Below are 21284 nucleotides of genomic sequence, written 5' to 3' on the forward strand. Positions count from 1 at the left end.
ATTTTATCGTACTGCTACATCGTAAAATTCTTTTTGTAAATCTACATCAATAATATAAGGTTCCACTGGACGCTTAAAAAGTACCATTTCACCTGTATCATTCTTTTTCAAATTGACGTGACAAAACCATTCTTCATTATTCTTATCGGGAAAATCTAAACGATAATGATATAAACCCCAGCGGCTTTCCCGACGATATAAAGAGGCGCGTGCTGCCATTTCCGCACAATCACGAATAAAATGCACTTCCATACAGCGCATTAATTCATGAGGATCTCGCGCTCCCATTTGTGCTAGTGTTTCTTCGTAGCGAGCAAAATTTAGTAACCCAATTTCCATTTTGTTAGCAGATTTTGGTGGTTGCAGGTAATCATTCACCAGTCGGCGCAATTTATATTCTATTTGGGTGTGAGGAATGCCATTTGGCTGATTTAATGGTGTATAAATCCTAGATTTTTCTGCTTCTAAAAAATCAACATCTGGTTCTAGATGTTCCAAATTTTGAATATATTCGATTGCATTTTCTCCCGCCAATCTTCCAAACACAAATGCACCAATCATGTAATTATGGGGGACGCTAGCCATATCTCCTGCTGCATAAAGTCCTGGGACTGTGGTTTCTGCTTTTTCGTTCACCCAAACACCAGATGCGCTATGTCCACTACATAACCCGATTTCGGAAATGTTCATTTCAACGCCATGAGTGCGGTAGTCTTCACCTCTACCCTCATGAAAACGCCCTCTACTAGGACGCTCATTTGCCCATAAAATAGACTCAATTTCAGAAATTGTATCCTCATCTAAATGAGTCATTTTCATTTGAATGGGGCCTTTACCAGAGTTTAATTCTCTCCAAATTTCTAACATCATTTGACCGCTCCAATAATCGCAATTAATGAAGCGGTGTCCTTCGGCGTTGGCTGTATATGCTCCAAATGGCCCGGCAACATAAGCACAGGCGGGGCCGTTATAATCTTTAATTAACGGGTTGATTTGAAAACATTCAATGTTGCTAAGTTCTGCGCCTGCATGGTACGCCATCGAATAGCCATCGCCAGCGTTAGTAGGATTTTCGTAAGTGCCGTAAAGATAGCCGGATGCAGGTAGTCCTAAGCGTCCGCAAGCTCCAGTACAGAGGATGACGGCTTTTGCTTGGATGACGACAAAATCGCCGCCGCGCACGTCAAACCCAACTGCACCGATCGCTCTACCATTTTTTACTAGCACTCTTGTAGCCATTACGCGATTAGTCACGTTGACTTTATGGCGCTTGACTTGTCGGGTAAGAATTTGCTTGAGGTCTTTACCTTCTGGCATGGGCAATACATACTTACCTACCCGATGCACTTGCTTGAGGTCATAATTACCTTGGGGGTCTTTTTGAAACTTAACGCCCCAACTTTCCAATTCTTGAATGGTTTCGTAACCTAGCTTGCCTGTTTGATAGACGGCTTTTTGATGGAGAATGCCATCATTGGCAATTGTCACTTCACGCACGTACTGTTCTGGGGTGGAATGTCCGGGGATGACGGCTGTATTTACCCCATCCATTCCCATTGCGATCGCACCACTGCGACGAATATTCGCTTTCTCCAAAATCAACACTTGGCGATCGCTATTGGCCTGTTTAGCTTTAATTGCAGCCATTGTCCCCGCCGTACCGCCTCCAATGACCAGGACATCCGTTTTTATCCACTGTGTATTTATGTTAGTCATACAATTTTGGATTTGAGATTTTAGATTTTGGATTAGACTTGGATTGAAAATAGCGAGTGATAGCTGGGGACTGGTAAAGAAATATTTTCGCTTTTTCTTCTGACTTCTGACTTCTGAATTCTGAATTCTGAATTCTGACTCCTGACTTATTTCCCTTGCCAAACAATTTCTTTAACTTTAATTTCCTTGGGAATCAATTTGATTTTATAAAATGTATCTGCAACTTCTTGTTGTTTGCTAATTACTTCATCTGTCAGCGGAAGTACATCATACTCGCGTCGCTTTTCGGCTATTTCTAATACGGGAGCATCAATACCTAATGCTGGAGAAAGAAGCTTGGCAACATCGCTGGGATTGTTTTTCGCCCAATCACTGGCTTTTTTAACCTCGTCTAAAATTGTTTTCAAAGCATCAGGCTTACTGTCAACAAAAGACTTCGCCGCAAGATAATAACCGCGATTGGGAGCTAATCCCGTTCCATCTGTTAAACTACGTGCGCCTGTTGCTGCTTGTGCTGCGGCTAAGTAAGGGTCCCAAATTGCCCAAGCTTCGACGTTCTTACCTTCAAAGGCAGCACGAGCATCAGCTGGTGGTAGAGTTTTGGGCTGAATATCGCTGTATTTTAGTCCTGCTTTTTCTAAGGCTTTGACTAATAAATAGTTAGCATTGGAGCCTTTGGCAAAAGCAACTCTTTTGCTTTTGAGTTCAGCTACACTTTTAATAGGTGAATCTTTAGGAACTATAATAGCTTCAGCTTTAGGACTCCAAGGATCGTAAGCAACATAAACTAAAGGAATGCCTCCAGCTTGGGCGAATATTGGCGGCGATTCTCCGGTATAGCCAAAGTCAATACTACCTGCGTTTAATGCTTCCAACATCGGAGGCCCGGCAGGAAATTCTGACCAGGTGACTGAAGCGCCGGAGGCTGCAAAGGCTTTCTCTAAATTTCCTTGTGCCTTGAGTGCATAGAGAATAGTTGATGCTTTTTGGTAACCAATACGAACGGCAGTAGTACTGCTTGGTGCCTGGGTTGTTTGGGTTGTTCCAGTGTTGCTCGTGGTTGGAGAACAAGCAAAGACAGCTAATGTTAAACCAAGTCCAACTGTAAACATTAGCAAAAAAGTGTAAATCCTTCGCTGCTTGAATCTCTTGAAAAAGGCAACGGTTTTGCCTACCGCAGGTATCACAATACTGAGCAATCGAGTTGGGAAAAACTTAATCAACGTCTTGACTCTACTTTTAGAGATAAATATTCAACTTCTACCAATCGGGTTGGGAACTGGGCAATCAGCGCCAATAAAAAAATATATGGCTACAAAATAAAGAAAGCGATCGCCTAAAAATCCAGATAATCTATGTATTGCTATTACAAGCAATCTACAGAGTTCCTTTATTAAAGCATACTACGGTAAATGCAGCATATTTTAGTAATATGCGATCGCATTTATTCAGCTTCCGCTTTTGTCTTCCCTGTAAGAGCTTCCGCCTTCCCTGTAAGAGTTTCTGCCTTCCCTGTAAGAGCTTCCGCCTTCCCTGCAAGAGTTTCTGCCTTCCCTGCAAGAGCTTCCGCCTTGCCTGCAAGAGCTTCTGCCTTGACGTTTAAGTATATCGCGCACCCTGCAAGAGCTTCCGCCTTCCCTGTAAGAGCTTCCGCTTTCACGTTTGCGCGTTATACGTAGCCTGTAGCAACTTCCGCCTTCAGCATACGCAACAAATCTAAATCAGGAGCCTTTTGCTCAATCTAATAACTATTTGCATTCACAAACGCATTTCAAAATTTTTATCCCCATCTCCCCACCTCCCCCAAATCTCTAGTTGGCTTGCTGTGTTAAAGCTGTTTATGTCATACTTAATTAAATTCACTAATTACAATATTCCGACTGAGTTTTAGGTGAATTCCATCAATGAATTTACCCTAACCGTTGGTTTCGACTTCGCTCAACCAACTTCAGAGTCGAGAGTTGAGCGAAGTCGAAACTCGTCAGCGTTGGTATTTTCTTCCCTAGAAATCACCTTAGTATTATTCATCACAATTACTAGAAATCTCAGGTTAGAGCTTAAGAACTCGCCTAATTTCCCATCAAAGCATCCCAAGTTTGCAGGAAAATCAACTTTTTTTTCCCAGGACGAATGTCTGGTCGTCTTTAGAAGATTTAAGTTTACCCTCAACAAGGAGTATATTATGTCGCAGTTGCAACAAGAGACGCCAGACACTTTTATAGCCAAAAGCTTAGAAACTAGCCCAAATATTTTCCAACAAGTTGAAGCTTTGGCCAAAGACTTTGCTACCCGTGCAGGGGTACACGACAAAGAGGCTTCCTTTCCTTTTGAGAATTTTACAGCTTTGCATGAGGCAGGATTGCTGAGCCTCACTATCCCGCGGGAACTGGGCGGTCAGGATTTGGGGCTAGAGGCTATTTGCCGAGTCATTGAAGGGATAGCCCACGGCGATGCTTCCACCGCGTTAGTCTTGACAATGCACTATCTCCAACATGCCCATGCAGCTCGTAGTCGCCGCTGGCCTTCCGAAGTATACAAACGCGTATGTCGTGAGTCAATAGAAGGCATTGCGCTGCTGAATGCTGCCCGTGTGGAACCAGAATTAGGTACGCCAGCCAGAGGTGGATTGCCTGCTACCATTGCGGAACGAACAACAGAGGGCTGGCGTTTAACAGGTCACAAACAATACACCACAGGCAGTCCCATCCTCAGCTACTTCGTTGTTTGGGCGCGGACAACAGAAGATGAACCACAAGTTGGCAATTTTCTGGTTCCCCGCGATTTACCTGGCTTGCGAATTGTCGAAACTTGGGATCACTTGGGGATGAGAGCCACCGGCAGCCACGACCTCATCTTAGAGAATGTATTAATTCCCCCAGAATACGCCATTGATATCCGCCCTATCTCTGCTGTGCCTTCTCTCGACCCATTGATTGCCACTTGGGGCAGTTTGACGATCGGTGCCTTGTATCTCGGTGTTGCTAGTGCTGCGCGAGACTGGCTGATCGGGTATCTTTGGGAGCGATCGCCATCTAATTTAGGAGAGCCACTAGCAACTTTACCGCGCTTTCAAACTGCTGTCGGAGAGATGGAAGCACTGCTATTTGCAAACCGCAGACTGATTTATAGTTTGGCTCAAGATTGCGATCGCGGCGATTACGAACGTAACGTAGGATTACAGGCACAAAGCGTTAAATATTTAACTACCACTAACTCGATTCGTGCTGTAGAGATTGCCTTAGAGCTAACTGGTAATCCTGGCATGTTGAAAAAGAACCCCTTAGAGCGACATTACCGTGACGTTCTGTGCAGTCGCATCCATACACCGCAAAATGATGTCATTTGCCAATCTTTAGGAAAATCCGCCCTGAAAGTTAAGTGATTGGGCATTGGGCATTGGGCATTGGGCAGGGAAAAGGTTAAAGGGTAAAGGGAAAAAGAATAAATTTAATCTTTCCCCTTTTCCCCGGTTGGTGAGCTTGCCTGTCCTGAGCTTTGTCGTTGGCGAAGCCTCTCGTAGAGAAGGGTCGAACCATACCCCTTTCCCTTTCCCCTTGTCCTCCTCGTATGCCCCATGCCCAATATTTAATACCCTGCTTTTTTGTCTACGACATTGCGTAATGGCTGACCAGTTTGGTAGCGTTTAAGATTGTCAATAAACAATGCTGCTATGCGTTCTCTTAGCCGTGGTGACAGTGCCGAACAATGGGGCGTGATAAAAGCATTTGGTAGCGACCATAACAGACTTTCCGGCGGCAGAGGTTCTACAGCAACAGTGTCTAATCCAGCACCAGCAATCCATCCTTCACGTAGGGCGGCGAGCAATGCGGTTTCATCTACTATTTCACCACGAGCAATGTTAATTAAGTAGGCAGATGGACGCATAGAACGCAATGCAGCTTCATCGATTAAGCCTTTAGTTTCTGGCGTTAATGGCGTAGCAATAACTACATAGTCGGCTTCTGGAAGGAGCGATCGCCATTCATCGGCGCCGACAATTTTATCAAAATTAGGTAAAGGTTCGGGATGGCGGCGACTTCCCCAAACTCGAACTCCAAAAGCTTTAGCGCGAGATGCGATCGCTTGACCGATATTTCCTGTGCCAATAATTAATAAAGTCGCATCTGCCAACTCTTCGAGAAACACTCCTCTAACCCAAGTGTGTTCGTCCTGCAAAGTTTGTAATTTCCGCAAATTCTTGGCGTGATAAAGCATAAACGCCAGCACAAATTCCGAAATTGGAATGGCGTGAACTCCTGCACCATTTGTCAGGATAATATCCCTTTGCAAAAAGTTAGGCGTGAGAATGTGATTTACACCAGCACTCGGTGACTGTTGCCAACGCAGTGCCGGTGCTGCCGCCAGTACTTTATCAAGGGTAGAGGCCTTGAGGTAGAATCCGTTGACATAAACTTCTGCATCGCTAGCATCGCCATCGATGTTGCCTTCACTATCCACCACCACAAACTCTACATCAGATGGTAACAGCGGCTGAATTTCAGCAATCAAATGATCGGGTAAAATTAGCTTCACCATATTTCGTACTCCCTGATTTTAAAGAGATTGGGTATGGGGCAGAAGAGGCGGAGGGGCAGAGGGGCACAGGGGCAGAGGAGAAAGAACTTGTACAACAACTCTCCTCTGCTCCCCTGCTCCTCTGCTCCCCTGCTTTTCTGCTCCCCTGCTCCTCTGCCCCTCATCTCCCCAATCCCTAATACCCTGCTTCTTTATCTACTACATTTCGTAAAGGTTCACCAGCTTGATAACGTTTAAGATTATCAAGAAATAAAGCTATTGAACGCTGTTTGCTTTTTGGTGAATGACCAGAAGTATGGGGTGTGATAAAGATGTTTGGAAGCGACCATAAAGGACTTTCTGGCGGTAGGGGTTCGGTGGTAACTGTGTCTAATGCTGCACCTGCAATCCAACCTTCTGTAAGTGCTTTGATTAATGCTGATTCATCGATGACACCGCCACGAGCAATATTAATTAAGTATGCATGGGGAGGGAGCGATCGCAATACAGATTCATCAATGAATTCTTTAGTTTCGTGTGTCAGGGGCGTTGCAATAACTACATAGTCTACTGTGGGGAGGAGCGATCGCCATTCATCAGCACCCACTACTTTATCAAAATTTGGTAGTTCTTGGGGATGACGGCGACTACCAATAATTTTTAAGCCGAAGGGTTTAGCACGCGCAGCAATTTCTTGTCCAATACCACCAGCACCAATAATTAGCAAAGTTGCATCTGTTAACTCTTTGATGGCAAAGCCTCTTTTCCAGTGACGCTCTGCCTGTAAACTATATAATTCTTGCAGATGCTTAGCATGAGCAAGTATATAAGTAATTACAAATTCGGCAATAGGAATTCCATGCACCCCCGCCCCATTTGTGAGGATAATATCTCTTTTTAAATAAGTTGGTGTCAAAATGTGATTTACTCCTGCATTGGGGGCATGATGCCAACGCAGTGCAGGTGCAGCTTCTAGTATTTTATGCAGTATGGGACTTCTCGATAAAAACCAACTAAAATAAACTTCAGCATCACTAGCATCGCCATCTAAATTACCATCAATATCTACTCGTACAACTTCTGTATTGGGTGGTAGATGTGGCTCAATATCAGCAACCAAATCGAGCGGTAAAATGAGCTTCATTGTAGATTACCTCTTCCTAATTTACAGGGCTATTTTTATAACTTGCCTCTGTTCGATAAAAAATGAGTAACATTTTTATTGGTAAAAGTTATGATTTTTATGAAAAACTAAGTTCTGATTATTTAATTCCCAAACACATAAACTCTAAATCAAAATATTGATTATTAGATTTATACGCCATTTTTTCTCTGCCATATATTTGAAATCCCAATGATAAATACAGTTGTTTGGCTAAAAAATTATTTTTAACAATATCAATTAATAATATTTCTACTTCGTCAATAGCTTTTGCTCTTTCAATTAATTCATTTAATAATAATTTACCTATACCTCTTCTTCGATATTCTTGTTGAACATACATACTAGTAATATATGCTTTATGCCTGAGTTTTATTCTTGATTCTTGTTGAAATCCGACTATTCCAATTAACTCTTTATCTTCAAAACAACCCAAAATAAAGTTATTGCTATCTACTGGGATTCTATCTCTAAATTGTTCTATAGTCTTAATTGCTTCTTCATGATATGTCGAGCCGAATGAATCTGGATTTTTATATAAAGCTTCTAGTCGGATCTGCCTATAATCTTCTGCATCAGATTTTGTTAATTTTCTAATTCCCATTACAATCAGTAATAAATATTTATATTTTATTTTCAATCAAATATATAAACTGATAATTAGTATAATATTTTACGTTTTAGTCAGGTAAAATGTAGGGATAGAAAGCTTTGTGTTCCTATAAAGTTGTGTACCTCATTTGGTTGACAACCGCTATTTTTTTTAGTTATTCCAAGCCGCGAACATGTAAAAAATCGCGCAGAAGTGCTACAGGCGCAAATAAGAGAGTTGACAATTATTTTGAGGCTGATGAATAATTTGGAATTGTTATAGCTGTTTTTTAAAGATAGCTTGAATCTCGAAGTAGCCTATTTACCGCAGCTACCTCAAGTTTAATATTGATTGGCTAGGAAAAGCTTAAACTTCAGCTACTCAGCTGTAATACCTGGCTGCTTACCTGAGTATTTTCATTGCTCATTACTCGTTCTAAAACTGCTTCTCTAATATTGATGAACAGTTCATTGCTTCTATCTCGCGGACGTGAAAGTCTCACAGGTAAATCTAAAGTAATCCGTCCTGCTTCAATTAAGATCACTCTGTCTGCTAATGCTACTGCTTCTTCTACATCATGAGTAACTAAAAATGCTGTAAACTTGCGTTCTTGCCACAAATTTTCAATCAAATGTTGCATTTCTAGGCGAGTGAGAGCATCCAAAGCTCCCAAAGGTTCATCTAACAGCAACAAACGGGGCTGACTTACTAATGCTCTTGCCAATGACACCCGTTGGCGCTGTCCGCCAGATAGTACGTGAGGCCATTCCTCAGCTCTATCTTCAAGTCCCACTTTTTGGAGTGCCCACTTAGCTCTTTCACGCCAATTCCCTTGCAAGCCTAACCCCACATTTTCAATCACCCGCTTCCAAGGTAATAAACGAGGATCTTGAAACATTACGGTTACAGAACGGCTGAGTTTACGGAGTGGTTCCCCATCTAGTAGTATTCCACCCGAACTCGGTTTATCCAATGCTGAAACTAGACGTAATAAGGTACTCTTACCGCAACCACTACGTCCTACAATGGCAACAAACTCACCAGGTGCAACTTCTAAATTCAATGAGTTTAAAACATTTTTTTTGCCAAAATCCTTCGTCAGATCCAAAATACTTAGTTGTGTACCTTGTACATTTGAACTCACTCGAAAAACCTCCATTATTTAGAGAGTAGCTATGATTTTTATTGTCAGTAAATGCATATTGAATATGCAAGCTTTTGCGATCGTTCCTAACTCAAATGAATAATTTCCCGTTTTGACTAAAACTGAAAACTATGCACGTTGGTAATTAGGATTCCAAGCCAAAAACTTTCTTTCTAATGCTCTGGCAGTGGCGTCTGCTAATTTGCCTAGCAAGGCATAAATAACAATACTCAATACCACAACATCAGTTTGCATAAATTCACGAGCATTCATCGCCATGTATCCAAGTCCAGAATCTGCTGCGATGGTTTCTGCAACAATTAGTGTTAGCCACATAATTCCCAAGGAAAAACGAACGCCAACAAGAATTGAAGATAAAGCCCCAGGAAAAATGATTTGCCACAAAAGTTGTGGTGTTTTCAATCCATATACTTTTCCCATCTCAATCAGTCCGGGGTCAACACTACGAATGCCATGAAATGTATTGAGATACAATGGGAAAAATACCCCCATAGATACTAGAAATAATCTGGCTTGGTCGCCAATACCAAACCAGAGAATTACTAGCGGAATTAATGCCAAGTTGGGGATTGTGCGGAGCATTTGCAAGGAACTATCTAATAATCTTTCCGCTAAACGAGAAAAGCCATTGAGCAAACCCAAACCAAACCCGATGCTGCCACCAACTATAAAACCAGATATGGCACGCCCAGCACTAATTCCTATGTGTTGAAATAATTCTCCAGTTGAAGCTAATCTAAATGCTGTGGTAATTACACCACTAGGGGCTGGTAAAATTCTTGTTGAAAGAAGACCAGTTCTCGAAGAAACTTCCCAAAGTACTAGTACGAGAACAGGGACAATCCAAGGGACTATTTTATCGGCTTGTGGGCTGTTTAGCAGCCCACTTAGGGATATATTACTACTTTTGCTGTGTTTGAGGGTGATAGTCATAGTAGTATTTTGGATTTTAGATTTCGGTTTTTAGATTCTCTTTAACGAGAAATCTAGAAATGTGAAATTATTGATTTTGACAAGAATTCAGCACTCAAAATTCAAAAAAAAGTCATTTTTTTAGTATAAGTATGATATTTTTGAATTATTCTGAATTCTGAAGATTTAGACTTAGGATTTAGCGTTTTTACCCAAGATCTAAAATCTAAAACTCCTATACTTATGAGGCAGCGGTGAGTTGTTTAGCAAGTTCTTCATTGGCAGATGTTTCGCTAAAATGACTCAAAACTTCTGCTGGTGGAGGTGCAGGTTGGTTTTGCAAAGGTAGACGCGGAAATAATAATTCTGCGGTGCGATATGCTTCTTCTAAATGCGGATATCCAGAAAAAACGAAGGTTTCTATTCCTAGTTCTTGATATTCCAGCATCCTAGCGAGAACGATATCGGCATCTCCGACTAAAGCAGTACCAGCACCACCCCGCACTAATCCAATTCCTGTCCATAGGTTGGGGCTGATTTCTAAGGTTTGCCTTGAGCCATTATGTAGTTGACTCATGCGCCGTTGTCCTTCAGAATCAGAACTAGCAAAGTCTTTTTGAGCTGTGGCGATCGCTTCTTCATCCACATACTTAATCAACTCATTAGCTGCATCCCAAGCCGCAGACTCGGTTTCTCGGACAATTACGTGCAAACGAATGCCAAAACGTACTGTTCTACCTTGTTCTGCCGCCAGTCGCCGAACTTCAGCAATTTTTTGTGCAACCTGCTGTGGAGGTTCTCCCCATGTCAGATACACATCTATATGTTTAGCAGCAACGCGTTTGGCAGCAGCAGATGAACCACCAAACCACAAGGGTGGATAGGGTTTTTGAATCGGTGGGAATAGGAGCTTACCACCTTTGATGTCTAGGTAGTTTCCTTTAAAATCAACTGTTTCACCACTGACGATACCCCGCCAAACATGCAAGAATTCATCGGTTAGATCGTAGCGATCGTCATGACTCAGATGCAAACCATCCCCAGCAAGGTGTACGGGATCTCCACCTGTCACCACATTAATCAACAATCTTCCTTTGGAAATTCGGTCGAATGTTGCTGCCATACGTGCCGCAGCACCAGGAGAAGTAATTCCTGGGCGAATTGCCACAAGAAATTTCATTTGCTTGGTAACAGATATGAAAGCCGCAGCAGTAATCCAAGCATCTTCACAAGAACGCCCTGTAGGTAGCAAAGCCCCTGTATAACCTAGACTATCTACAGCTTGGGCAATTTGCTGCAAATAATCAGGCGTAGCAACACGAGAACCAATATCTGTGCCTAAATAGCGTCCGTCACGAGATCCAGTAGGAATAAACCAAAGAATTTGCATGTTTATCAGGGTATCAGGTTCGCAATTTACGTTTTTCCGATCGAAATACCGTAGTTTATAGGTCAAATTCTATCCGATATTACGTAAAAATCAACCCTAATTTAATCATTGGTAAAAAATGTTTGTTTGCTGCCTAACTTTATAGCGAGCAGATGTGAGTACATAACTTTGCTAGCATGTACTATTTTGCCACTTTTGTGGTCAGAATGACTGTATTCTAAAACACAACTTTCTACTCATAAAACCATAATTATAAAGAAGCACAGAGAGTAACGAGTGGGTAGCGCAATTAACCCTTGTCTGTACGGTGTGGGGCAAATGAGGAGATGGAGAGGGTGACAGATCGAAAACTACAAGGACATCAGGGGCGAATAATAATTCCTCAACTAACAGTCAATACTTAACACTCAACACGGGCTAAACGCCCCGCTACCGCTAACAGAACTCTTCATAATATTTTCCGATCGCGATAAGTACTAGGTCTTGCATTGTAGCAACCTCTATGCAAATATATTTCTAAAGAAAATCCGGTAAGTCTATCGTTTTACCGGGTTTAATTAATTAATTGATGCTGTCAAAATATAGCTGATTAGCATTCACCAATTTTCAAAGATCGTCTTACTATCCTTTCAAGCGGCAAAATTAACAATTTACTGCGACTTTTGGATTGTACATTGAACAACTGCTTAGTGGTGGTTTCGATATCTGAGATTTGTAATTTTTTCATCAATGAAACCTTTACTAAATCCAGTATCTAATGGTTTAGCATAAACATTGCATCAAGAAATTATGGTGGTTTTTTGTGCAATTTAGAGCTAATTTATTCGTTTTTCAGGTTGAGGAGTTAAAGAGTCATGTCCAAGTCTCGTTGGAACTATAGATCCATAGTGTTTCTGCTGTCTTTGCTAGATATTCTAGCTATCCTGATTTTGAATCCGGCTAAAAGCCACGCGCAACTCTCTAAAGAATTAGAAGTAAACAAACCTCCAGAAGCAGTTGTCGATCGGACAGTTGAAACTCCTATTTCGGAATTAGAAGTAAACAAACCTCCAGAAGCAGCTGTCGATCGGACAGTTGAAACTCCTATTTCGGAAGTAGAAGTAAACAAACCTCCAGAAGCAGCTGTCGATCGGACAGTTGAAACTCCTATTTCGGAAGTAGAAGCAAACAAACCTCCAGAAGCAGTCGTAGATCGGACAGTTGAAACTTCAATTCCAGGACTAACTAGAAAAAAAGGTAAGAAGCCAGAACGAGTGACGCCTGTCTCCGAATTATCTGGAAATGCGCCACCACCTAAGAAAAAACCTACCAAGAACTCTGCTGGACAAGTGACATCTGTCTCGCAACTATCAGATGTGAATCCAACAGATTGGGCATTTCAAGCACTACAGTCTTTGGTGGAACGTTATGGTGTAATTGCTGGATATACAGATGGCACATTTAAAGGAAATCGTAGTTTAACACGCTATGAATTTGCAGCTGGCTTGAATGCAGCTTTAGATCGCCTCAATGAACTCATAGCGACATCAACGACAGATTTAGTCAGACAAGAAGATTTAGATACCATTAAGAAATTACAAGAACAATTTTCTCCAGAACTTGCTGAAGTTCGAGGACGCGTAGATAACTTAGAAGCGCGGACTGCACAGTTACAAGCAACTCAGTTTACAACTACAACCAAACTCATAGGTAGAGCGCAGATTGTCTTTGGCTCGCTTCTAGCAGGCAATAATGTCGTGACTAAGACACCTGCACCTCGCAATCCCACACTTCAAGGCTCAGCTTCCTTACGCTTCAACACAAGTTTTAACGGTAAAGACTCACTCAGCTTATCGTTGTCCGGTGGAAGTATTGAATCTTTGGGACAAACAAGAGCTGGGTTATTAGGAACTTACGAAGGAAGAACTGCTGATAACGCCAGTATTACTTTTGCACGCAATCAGATTACTCTCGGTGGTGTTCGCTATCGCTTTCTACTTACTCCAGATACTCAAGTCAACATTTATGCCCTATCCGATGGAGCTAGTGAGATAGGTCTTTCTGGCCCGGTAAACCCATATTTTGAATCGTCTTCTGCAACTGGCGCTAATGGGATTTCACGATTTTCACGACGGTCTTTGGTCTATAACTATGGAGATAGCGGCCCTGGACTTGCCATACTCCAACGACTAGGTAAACAGGTTCAACTTGGGGTAGCCTTTAGCGCCCCAAACGGTAACAATCCACTACTTAATAATGGCTTATTTACAGGCAGGTATTTAGCTTTAGCACAGCTAATATACTACTCTGCCGATCGCAATTTTCGGGTAGCTGGAACTTACGTAAATACCTATAGCCCACCAAATACCCAAGGTTTTAGTGGCACAAACTTCGGCCCGGCAGTTGGAAGTAACCTCGTAAACAGCACTGTGGCTGGAGCCGGAACCGTAGGCAATCTTTATGGACTACAAGCGTTCTATCAAGTAAGCCCTAAGTTTGCAATTAATGGATGGGTAAGTTATGGCTCCCATCGCTACATAGGACGCGGAGATGGCGCAGCTCTAGATTGGGCGGTAGGACTCGCATTCCCGGATCTTTTTAGTGAAGGCGCTCTAGGGGGAATTTTAGTTGGTATGGAGCCGAAACTCATCCGTCTGAGTGATACTGTAAATTTGGGGGCAGGTTTCGGACAAGCAGATAAAGATACCTCCCTACATGTTGAGGCATTTTATCAATATAAAATCGGAAATAATATTGAGATTACGCCGGGTTTAATCTGGATTACTGCACCAGACTCTGATAACAATAATCCCGATAGTTTATTTGGTTGGATTCGTACTGTCTTTAGGTTTTAGTCATTAGTCCTTTGTAAGGACTAGGGCATAGGGCATGGGGCATGGGGGAGGCAGTGCGTTGCGGGGGTTCCCCTGTTGTAGCAACTGCCGTCATGGGGCAAAACCCTTCGGGTAGGGAAAAGGGGTACGTGAGGGATCTTTTCTTTGCCCTTTCCCCCTAGTGAAGCCATCTCCCCACTGCCTCTCATAGCCTCCCATACACAAAATTACATAAAAAGCAAGTGTATATTGAGGGATAGAAAGTTTATTTTACAGAAATTTATGTTGAAATTTATCTGTGGAAATACTTGCTTTTTCTCAAAAATTGTGAAAAGCTTTCTTATGTCATAAACTACGGTTAATCGCTCAAGTAGGAGTAGTTTAATAAAACTTAATCTACTGGCAACCTGAAATAAAGGAGCCATAAATCAAGGGTAGTAGAAAACCCTCAACTAAGTAGGCAAAAAGATTTCTGAAGTGCGTGCGGCATCGATAGGGTGAAGATTTGATGCTCAAGACTCGATGGATAGGGGAAATATTTTAGATGCTGAAGACGTTAACAACCGATTTTGAACTCGATCTGCAAGCAGATGTCCTAGTAATTGGGGGCGGCCCTGCTGGAACTTGGGCAGCTTGGAGTGCTGCGTCAAGTGGAGCTAGAGTCGTCCTCGTAGACAAAGGGTATTGTGGGACGACTGGATGTGCTGCTGCGTCTGGGAATGGGGTGTGGTATGTGCCACCCGACCCAGATGCGCGGGAAACAGCCAAGGCAAGTCGGGAATCGTTGGGTGGGTTTTTATCCGATCGCAATTGGATGGATCGGGTACTGAATCAGACTTATGTCAACGTCAATCAGCTAGCAGAGTGGGGTTATCCCTTTCCCACCGACGATGAAGGCAAACCCTATCGGCGATCGCTCCAAGGCCCCGAATACATGCGGTTGATGCGGCGGCAAATTCAACGGGCCGGAGTCAAGATTTTAGACCACAGCCCCGCCTTAGAACTATTGGTAGATGAAGACGGTGCTGTTGGGGGTGCTACGGGCGCGAACCGTCAGACTGGTGGGAGATGGATGGTGCGATCGCGTGCCACAATTATTGCCACTGGTGGCTGTGCGTTTCTGAGTAAAGCGTTGGGATGCAACGTCCTGACAGGGGATGGTTATTTAATGGCTGCTGAAGCAGGTGCCGAGATGTCGGGTATGGAGTTCTCCAACGCTTATGGCATCTCCCCAGCTTTTTCTTCAGTTACCAAAACCCTCTTTTACAATTGGGCAACCTTCACCTACGAAGATGGCACCGCGATCCCTGGTGCTGGTTCTCAAAGAGGACGTTCGGTAATAGCCAAGACATTACTGGAACAGCCAGTTTACGCCATTTTAGATAAAGCAACCGAATCTATGCGCCCATCCATGCGTTTGGCGCAGCCTAACTTCTTTTTACCCTTTGACCGTGCAGGTATCGATCCATTTACCCAACGTTTTCCCGTTACCTTGCGCCTAGAGGGAACTGTACGCGGTACAGGAGGAATTCGGATTGTCGATGATAGCTGTGCAACTTCCGTGCGGGGACTTTATGCTGCTGGAGATGCAGCCACACGGGAGTTGATTTGCGGCGGATTCACTGGCGGTGGTAGTCACAATGCAGCTTGGGCAATATCTTCTGGTTATTGGTCAGGTAAATCGGCTGCTGAATACGTCCATAGTTTAAAAGAACAGAAAGCACAACCTCACCTCAAGGGTGTTGGAGAAGTAGCATTGAATAGTCAAAGCGATCGCTCCCAACAATTCGCAACTGATGAAGTGATTCAAGCAGTCCAAGGTGAAGTATTCCCCTACGAAAAGAATTTATTCCGTACAGAACAAGGCCTAACTGAATCTTTAGCAAGACTAAATTACCTCTGGCAAGAAATCCGCAGTAGCCAGGTAACATCAAATCAAGAACTGATTCGGGCCAGAGAAGCGGCTGCGATGGTAGCCACAGCACGATGGATGTATAGCAGTGCCATTGAACGTAAAGAAACCCGTGGTATGCACAAACATTTAGACTATCCCGAACAAGATCCCAATCAACAACATTACCTAGTTAGTGGTGGATTGGATCGAGTCTGGGTGAAGACTCAGCCGCTAAATACTACACCAAAAGCAGAAAATCCAAAATTTCAAATAGGAGCAGCAGTGTGATTGAGTTGGTCAGCGAATCGCGGTGCATAAAATGTAATATCTGCGTAAACGTTTGTCCGACCAACGTGTTTGACCGCGTACCTGATGCACCGCCAACTATCGCTCGACAAAGTGACTGTCAAACCTGTTATATGTGCGAATTGTATTGTCCAGTTGACGCCCTTTATGTAGCACCCCAAAGTGACATGCAGACTTCAGTCAATGAAGCAGAATTGGTAGAAGTCGGTTTACTGGGTAGTTACCGTGAAAACGTTGGTTGGGGATATAAACGCACATCAACAGCAAAAAGCGATGAAACATTCCAAATTCTCAAGCAGATGAAATAGTACAGCGGAGAAAATAGTCATGCTGTCGTTCATGTTAGCAATAGGTTCTGTCAGTCAAAATAAATTGAGTTTCAAATTTTCAACTTCAGTCGCTTGTCTATTACTGTTACTAACTACAGCATGTAGCCAAGGAAAAAGTGAATCGGCTCAATCGATTGAGGCTATTAATGCCAATAGTAGTAGTTCTGTTGCTGCATCTAATAATGTATCTACCTTGCGTATAGGTTATGTAGGTAGCGCTCAACCAACAGGGCCGCTTGGTTGGGCTAAAAAAAAGGGAATATTAGAACGCGAATTCAAAAAAGCGGGGTTTTCAAATGTTACTTTTGCCCGATTTCCTAACGGGCCGGATCTCAATGAAGCCCTTGTTGCAGGTCAATTAGATGTTGGTTCTTTAGGAGATACACCAGCGATAGTTTTGAGAGCTAGAGGGGAACAAACTCGGCTATTGCGGATTACCCAATTTAATACAACCGCTTGGCTAGTAGCGAAAAAGAATGGGCCGCGATCGCTTGCTGAACTTAAAGGGCAAAAAATAGCTACCCAGAAAGGTTCTTATATGCATCGATACCTACTGGGCCTATTAGCTGAAACTAAAATTGCTAAAGATGTAAAAGTCGTTCACTTGATGACAACTGAAGCAAAAGGAGCATTAGAACGTGGTGATGTTGCCGCTTATGCAACTTCAAGTGATATGGGGCCTTATCTAAAATCCCAAGGATTTCCAATCATTGATTCTTCAGCTAATCATCAAGGTTTATCAGGAACTTCGTTAATAGTAGCAACCGAAAAATTTCTAGCGAAACAACCTGACTTTCCAGAGAAGTTTAATACAATTCTGACAGAAGCAGCGAAAGATTTAAAAGCTAATTCCGAAGAATATTATCAGTACCACGCTGAAATTACTAAGTATCCCGTCGATATCATCAAAACATCCTATCCACTTAAACAAATATCAGAAGAACCTTTACCACCTGAAGGAGTAAAACTTTTAGAAGGTACTAAAAAGTTTTTAGTTTCGCAAGGTTTAGCAAAGTCCGACTTTCAATTAAAAGACTGGGAAGCGAAATAGGGAGTGGGGAGATGGGGAGATGGGGAGATGGGGAGCAGGGGAGCAGGGGAATAATAATTCTTAACTCCAAACTCCTAACTCTTAACTCCTAACTCTTAACCTCTATGCCCAATGCCCACAGATTGAATAATTTAGGGTAAATTATCATGACTATTGCCTTAGAACGTCCAAAAAAAACCAAGTCTGCTCAGATTCGGGAAAAATTGGGTTATCCAATCATTGATACTGATGTGCATACCCAAGAATTTCCGCCGGCATTCTTGGATTATTTAGAGCAAGTTGCTGGAAGTGCGATCGCCGAACGTTTCAAAGAACACTTACCTGGTGCATCTCGCTCTAAATGGTTTAAGCAAACTTGGGAAGAACGCCGCAATTATCGGACTGCACGTCCTCCTTTTTGGACTCGTCCCACTAAGAATGCTTTAAATTTAGCCACCATTAGTTTACCGAAGTTGTTACACGAGCGGTTGCAAGAAGCAGGTACAGACTTTGCAGTTGTGTACCCCAACTTGGCAACAATGGCGCCACACATCGGTAATGAAGAGATGCGGCTGGCTGTTTGCCGTGCAGTTAATACTTACCACGCTGATATTTTCCGTCCTTATAGCGATCGCCTAACGCCAATTGCTGCTATTCCGATGAATACGCCCGAAGAAGCGATCGCAGAGTTGGAATATGCAGTAAATGTGCTGGGACTCAAAGCAATTCAAATTCCCGGACATATCCGCCGTCCGATCCCTGCCTTCGAGAAGTATGGCGAAGAAGTAGCAAACGAAGCTATTTGGATTGATACCTTTGGCTTGGATAGCAAGTATGACTACGATCCATTCTGGGCGAAGTGTGTAGAACTCAAAGTAGTACCCACCACCCACTCTTCTGGTATGGGATGGATAAATCGGCGTTCCATTAGCAATTACCAATACAACCATATCGGTCACTTTGCTGCGGCTGGAGAAGCGCTGTGTAAATCTCTATTCTTTGGTGGTGTAACTCACCGCTTCCCCACACTGAAGTTTGCCTTCTTAGAAGGAGGCGCGGCTTGGGGTGCTAGCTTATACACAGATTTGATTTGGCATTGGTACACCCGGAATAAAGACCATTTGGTGGAAAATAACAATCCTGGCAATATCAATCGGGAAGAACTGCTAGAGTACTACACTCGTTATGGTGGTGAATTAGTACATGGTCGTTTGGATCGATTAGGTAGTGGTCTAGGTTTCCACGCCGACTTAGTAGCCCCATTAGAACCAGGCGATTTAGATGAATTCGCCTTAGCAGGAGTTAGTAAGCCAGAAGATATTCGCGATCGCTTCTTGAATCATTTCTACTTCGGCACAGAATCAGATGATACCCGTGTAGCTCAAGCATTTAACCGCAAAGCTAATCCTTATGGCGACAGAGTAAAAGCCTTCTTGGGTTCCGATTCTGGGCACTGGGATGTACCTGATATTACTGCGATCGCTGCTAACACCTATTCGATGGTGGAACGTAAAATTATCAGCGAAGAAGATTTGCAATATTTCCTGTCAATCCATCCTTTGGAGTTGTACACCAGCCTGAATCGTGACTTCTTTAAAGGTACGGCTGTAGAAAAAGCCGCAGATGAATTTTTGGTTTCTAGGGATTAGGGAGATGGGGAGATGGGGAGACAAAAAAGAGAAGAACTCATAACTCATAACTCATAACTCTTAATTCCTCACTCCTAACTCCTCGGTCAACATTTGAATAACTACGGAAAACTATCATGACGATCGCTCTTGAACGTCCGAAAAAAACCAGATCTGCTCAGATTCGCGAACAGTTGGGTTATCCCATCATCGATACTGATGTGCATACCCAGGAATTTGAGCCAGCAGTCTTAGATTATTTGGAGCAAGTTGGCGGAACTAAACTTGTTGAACGTTTCAAAGAAAATTTACCAGGGTCTTCCCGCTTTAAGTGGTACAAGCAAACTTGGGAAGAACGTTTTGCTTATCGGACTAATCGTCCTAATTGGTGGGGTCGTCCGACTAAAGATACTTTGAATTTGGCTACCATTAGCTTGCCTAAGTTGCTGCACGAACGCCTGCAAGAGGCTGGTACAGATTTTGCTGTGGTATACCCCAATTTGGCAACTATGGCGCCAAATATCGGTAACGAAGAAATGCGGCGTGCTGTTTGTCGGGCAGTTAACACTTACCATGCTGACATTTTCCGCCCATATTCTGATAAGCTAACACCGATCGCTGCCATTCCAATGCACACTCCCGAAGAGGGAATTGAAGAGTTGGAATATGCAGTTAATGTGTTGGGACTCAAAGCAATTCAAATCCCCGGTTATGTGCGTCGTCCGATTCCCGCTTTTGAGAAGTACGGCCCAGAAGTGGCTAACGAAGTGGTTTGGATTGATAACTTTGGTTTAGATAGCCAGTATGATTACGATCCATTCTGGGAGAAGTGCGTAGAATTGAAAGTTGTACCCACAACCCATGCTTCGAGTCAGGGTTGGACGACTCAGCGATCTGTGACCAATGCCCAGTACAATCACATTAATCACTTTGCTTTCGCAGCAGAAGCATTGTGCAAATCTCTATTCTTTGGTGGTGTAACTCGTCGCTTCCCCACCTTAAGATTTGCCTTCTTAGAAGGTGGTTCTAATTGGGGTGCTAGTCTATATGCAGATATTATTTGGCATTGGGAAACCCGCAACAAACAACATTTGTTGTCAGATAACAATCCTGCAATTATAGATAAGGAAGCACTAGTAGAGTTGTACGCTCGCTACGGTGGCGAACTTGTGGATGGACGCCTAGATCGAATTGGTGATGGACTGGGATTCCACCATCAACTATTAGCCCCAGAAGATCCAGGCGAACTCGATGAATTTGAACTGGCGGGAATTGAAAAGCCAGAGGATGTTCGCGATCGCTTTTTGAATCATTTCTACTTCGGTACAGAATCAGATGATACCCGTGTTGCCCAAGCCTTTAATTGTGCAGCTAATCCATTTGGCGATAGAGTTAAAGCCTTCTTGGGTTCTGATTCGGGTCATTGGGATGTGCCTGATATTACCACTGTCACTGCCAACGCTTACTCAATGGTAGAACAGGAAATCATTACCGAAGAAGACCTCCGCTACTTCCTATCAATCCACCCATTGGAGTTGTACACCAGCCTCAATCGTGATTTCTTCAAGGGTACAGGTGTTGAGAAAGCCGCAGATGAGTTTTTGGCTAAGAAGTAGGGAGTAGGGAGATGGGGAGATGGGGAGATGGGGAGATAGGGAGACAAGGGAGAAAAATTGCTACCTTGTGCCCAATGCCCAATGCCCAATACCCCATGCCCTTCTTTAAAGTGTTCCATGTTCCATTTCCTCTGTTTAGTCGTAGGGTGAGTTTTGCTCACTCTACATTTCTCCTAAATTCTATATAGCAAATTGGGAAAATATAACTAATAGGAA

Annotated in this window: 16 protein-coding genes; 7 read left to right on the forward strand and 9 right to left on the reverse strand. The window is 43.1% G+C overall.

The features are described from left to right. Positions 1 to 3 precede the first annotated feature (3 nt). The 3 genes from NSTC745_RS30720 to NSTC745_RS30730 all read right to left on the reverse strand — a co-directional run bounded on the left by NSTC745_RS30720 (position 4) and on the right by NSTC745_RS30730 (position 3376). Entirely contained in the window at positions 4 to 1716 is a 1713-nt protein-coding gene (locus NSTC745_RS30720) for a fumarate reductase/succinate dehydrogenase flavoprotein subunit (protein ID WP_445634381.1), read from the reverse strand. A 146-nt stretch (positions 1717 to 1862) separates the two neighbouring features. Further along, complete coding sequence (locus tag NSTC745_RS30725; protein ID WP_445634382.1) at positions 1863 to 2828, reverse strand: sulfonate ABC transporter substrate-binding protein; 966 nt, start codon at positions 2826 to 2828, stop codon at positions 1863 to 1865. A gap of 332 nt (positions 2829 to 3160) precedes the next feature. Continuing rightward, complete coding sequence (locus NSTC745_RS30730; RefSeq protein WP_445634383.1) at positions 3161 to 3376, reverse strand: hypothetical protein; 216 nt, start codon at positions 3374 to 3376, stop codon at positions 3161 to 3163. 522 nt (positions 3377 to 3898) lie between these two features. On the opposite strand from NSTC745_RS30730, the gene NSTC745_RS30735 reads away from it, so the two are divergent. Next, positions 3899 to 5098 carry an acyl-CoA dehydrogenase family protein gene (locus NSTC745_RS30735; protein WP_445634384.1) on the forward strand — a complete coding sequence of 400 codons (1200 nt, stop codon included), beginning with the start codon at positions 3899 to 3901 and terminating at the stop codon, positions 5096 to 5098. Positions 5099 to 5301: 203 nt separating this feature from the next. Here the strand turns inward: NSTC745_RS30735 and NSTC745_RS30740 are convergent, their stop codons facing one another. The 6 genes from NSTC745_RS30740 to ssuD form a co-directional block, all read right to left on the reverse strand. After that, the gene (locus NSTC745_RS30740) at positions 5302 to 6252 is read right to left on the reverse strand and encodes a D-2-hydroxyacid dehydrogenase (protein ID WP_445634385.1); all 951 of its coding nucleotides are present in this window, start codon (positions 6250 to 6252) and stop codon (positions 5302 to 5304) included. A gap of 175 nt (positions 6253 to 6427) precedes the next feature. Next, entirely contained in the window at positions 6428 to 7375 is a 948-nt protein-coding gene (locus NSTC745_RS30745; RefSeq protein ID WP_445634386.1) for a D-2-hydroxyacid dehydrogenase, read from the reverse strand. A gap of 118 nt (positions 7376 to 7493) precedes the next feature. Further along, a complete protein-coding gene (locus NSTC745_RS30750) occupies positions 7494 to 7997 on the reverse strand; it encodes a GNAT family N-acetyltransferase (RefSeq protein WP_445634387.1) in 504 nt (167 codons plus the stop codon). A gap of 361 nt (positions 7998 to 8358) precedes the next feature. Then, entirely contained in the window at positions 8359 to 9129 is a 771-nt protein-coding gene (locus tag NSTC745_RS30755) for an ATP-binding cassette domain-containing protein (RefSeq protein WP_445634388.1), read from the reverse strand. Between the two features lie 129 nt (positions 9130 to 9258). Then, a complete protein-coding gene (ssuC, locus tag NSTC745_RS30760; protein ID WP_445634389.1) occupies positions 9259 to 10083 on the reverse strand; it encodes an aliphatic sulfonate ABC transporter permease SsuC in 825 nt (274 codons plus the stop codon). Positions 10084 to 10303: 220 nt separating this feature from the next. Next, positions 10304 to 11452 (reverse strand): FMNH2-dependent alkanesulfonate monooxygenase, encoded by a 1149-nt coding sequence (gene ssuD / locus NSTC745_RS30765; RefSeq protein WP_445638725.1) that lies wholly within the window; start codon positions 11450 to 11452, stop codon positions 10304 to 10306. Between the two features lie 854 nt (positions 11453 to 12306). On the opposite strand from ssuD, the gene NSTC745_RS30770 reads away from it, so the two are divergent. The 6 genes from NSTC745_RS30770 to NSTC745_RS30795 all read left to right on the forward strand — a co-directional run bounded on the left by NSTC745_RS30770 (position 12307) and on the right by NSTC745_RS30795 (position 21068). Continuing rightward, positions 12307 to 14286: an iron uptake porin gene (locus NSTC745_RS30770; RefSeq protein ID WP_445634390.1), complete on the forward strand. Its 1980-nt coding sequence runs from the start codon at positions 12307 to 12309 to the stop codon at positions 14284 to 14286. A gap of 523 nt (positions 14287 to 14809) precedes the next feature. Continuing rightward, positions 14810 to 16447: an FAD-dependent oxidoreductase gene (locus NSTC745_RS30775; RefSeq protein WP_445634391.1), complete on the forward strand. Its 1638-nt coding sequence runs from the start codon at positions 14810 to 14812 to the stop codon at positions 16445 to 16447. Continuing rightward, positions 16444 to 16773: a 4Fe-4S binding protein gene (locus NSTC745_RS30780; RefSeq protein WP_445634392.1), complete on the forward strand. Its 330-nt coding sequence runs from the start codon at positions 16444 to 16446 to the stop codon at positions 16771 to 16773. The genes NSTC745_RS30775 and NSTC745_RS30780 overlap by 4 nt, the downstream gene beginning before the upstream one ends. 19 nt (positions 16774 to 16792) lie before the next feature. Further along, entirely contained in the window at positions 16793 to 17845 is a 1053-nt protein-coding gene (locus NSTC745_RS30785) for an ABC transporter substrate-binding protein (RefSeq protein WP_445634393.1), read from the forward strand. A 146-nt stretch (positions 17846 to 17991) separates the two neighbouring features. Then, a complete protein-coding gene (locus NSTC745_RS30790; RefSeq protein ID WP_445634394.1) occupies positions 17992 to 19473 on the forward strand; it encodes an amidohydrolase family protein in 1482 nt (493 codons plus the stop codon). A 116-nt stretch (positions 19474 to 19589) separates the two neighbouring features. Continuing rightward, positions 19590 to 21068, forward strand: coding sequence for an amidohydrolase family protein (locus tag NSTC745_RS30795; protein ID WP_445634395.1), 1479 nt, complete (start codon positions 19590 to 19592; stop codon positions 21066 to 21068). Positions 21069 to 21284 lie beyond the last annotated feature (216 nt).

The sequence above is a fragment of the Nostoc sp. DSM 114161 genome (assembly GCF_052692665.1).

Excerpts from the sequence above, each read along its gene's own strand:
- NSTC745_RS30735 (WP_445634384.1), top strand. The coding sequence starts at position 3,899 with ATGTCGCAGTTGCAACAAGAGACGCCAGACACTTTTATAGCCAAAAGC.
- NSTC745_RS30745 (WP_445634386.1), bottom strand. The coding sequence starts at position 7,375 with ATGAAGCTCATTTTACCGCTCGATTTGGTTGCTGATATTGAGCCACAT.
- NSTC745_RS30750 (WP_445634387.1), bottom strand. The coding sequence starts at position 7,997 with ATGGGAATTAGAAAATTAACAAAATCTGATGCAGAAGATTATAGGCAG.
- NSTC745_RS30740 (WP_445634385.1), bottom strand. The coding sequence starts at position 6,252 with ATGGTGAAGCTAATTTTACCCGATCATTTGATTGCTGAAATTCAGCCG.
- NSTC745_RS30720 (WP_445634381.1), bottom strand. The coding sequence starts at position 1,716 with ATGACTAACATAAATACACAGTGGATAAAAACGGATGTCCTGGTCATT.
- NSTC745_RS30770 (WP_445634390.1), top strand. The coding sequence starts at position 12,307 with ATGTCCAAGTCTCGTTGGAACTATAGATCCATAGTGTTTCTGCTGTCT.
- NSTC745_RS30785 (WP_445634393.1), top strand. The coding sequence starts at position 16,793 with ATGCTGTCGTTCATGTTAGCAATAGGTTCTGTCAGTCAAAATAAATTG.
- ssuD (WP_445638725.1), bottom strand. The coding sequence starts at position 11,452 with ATGCAAATTCTTTGGTTTATTCCTACTGGATCTCGTGACGGACGCTAT.
- NSTC745_RS30795 (WP_445634395.1), top strand. The coding sequence starts at position 19,590 with ATGACGATCGCTCTTGAACGTCCGAAAAAAACCAGATCTGCTCAGATT.
- NSTC745_RS30725 (WP_445634382.1), bottom strand. The coding sequence starts at position 2,828 with ATGTTTACAGTTGGACTTGGTTTAACATTAGCTGTCTTTGCTTGTTCT.
- NSTC745_RS30775 (WP_445634391.1), top strand. The coding sequence starts at position 14,810 with ATGCTGAAGACGTTAACAACCGATTTTGAACTCGATCTGCAAGCAGAT.
- NSTC745_RS30790 (WP_445634394.1), top strand. The coding sequence starts at position 17,992 with ATGACTATTGCCTTAGAACGTCCAAAAAAAACCAAGTCTGCTCAGATT.
- ssuC (WP_445634389.1), bottom strand. The coding sequence starts at position 10,083 with ATGACTATCACCCTCAAACACAGCAAAAGTAGTAATATATCCCTAAGT.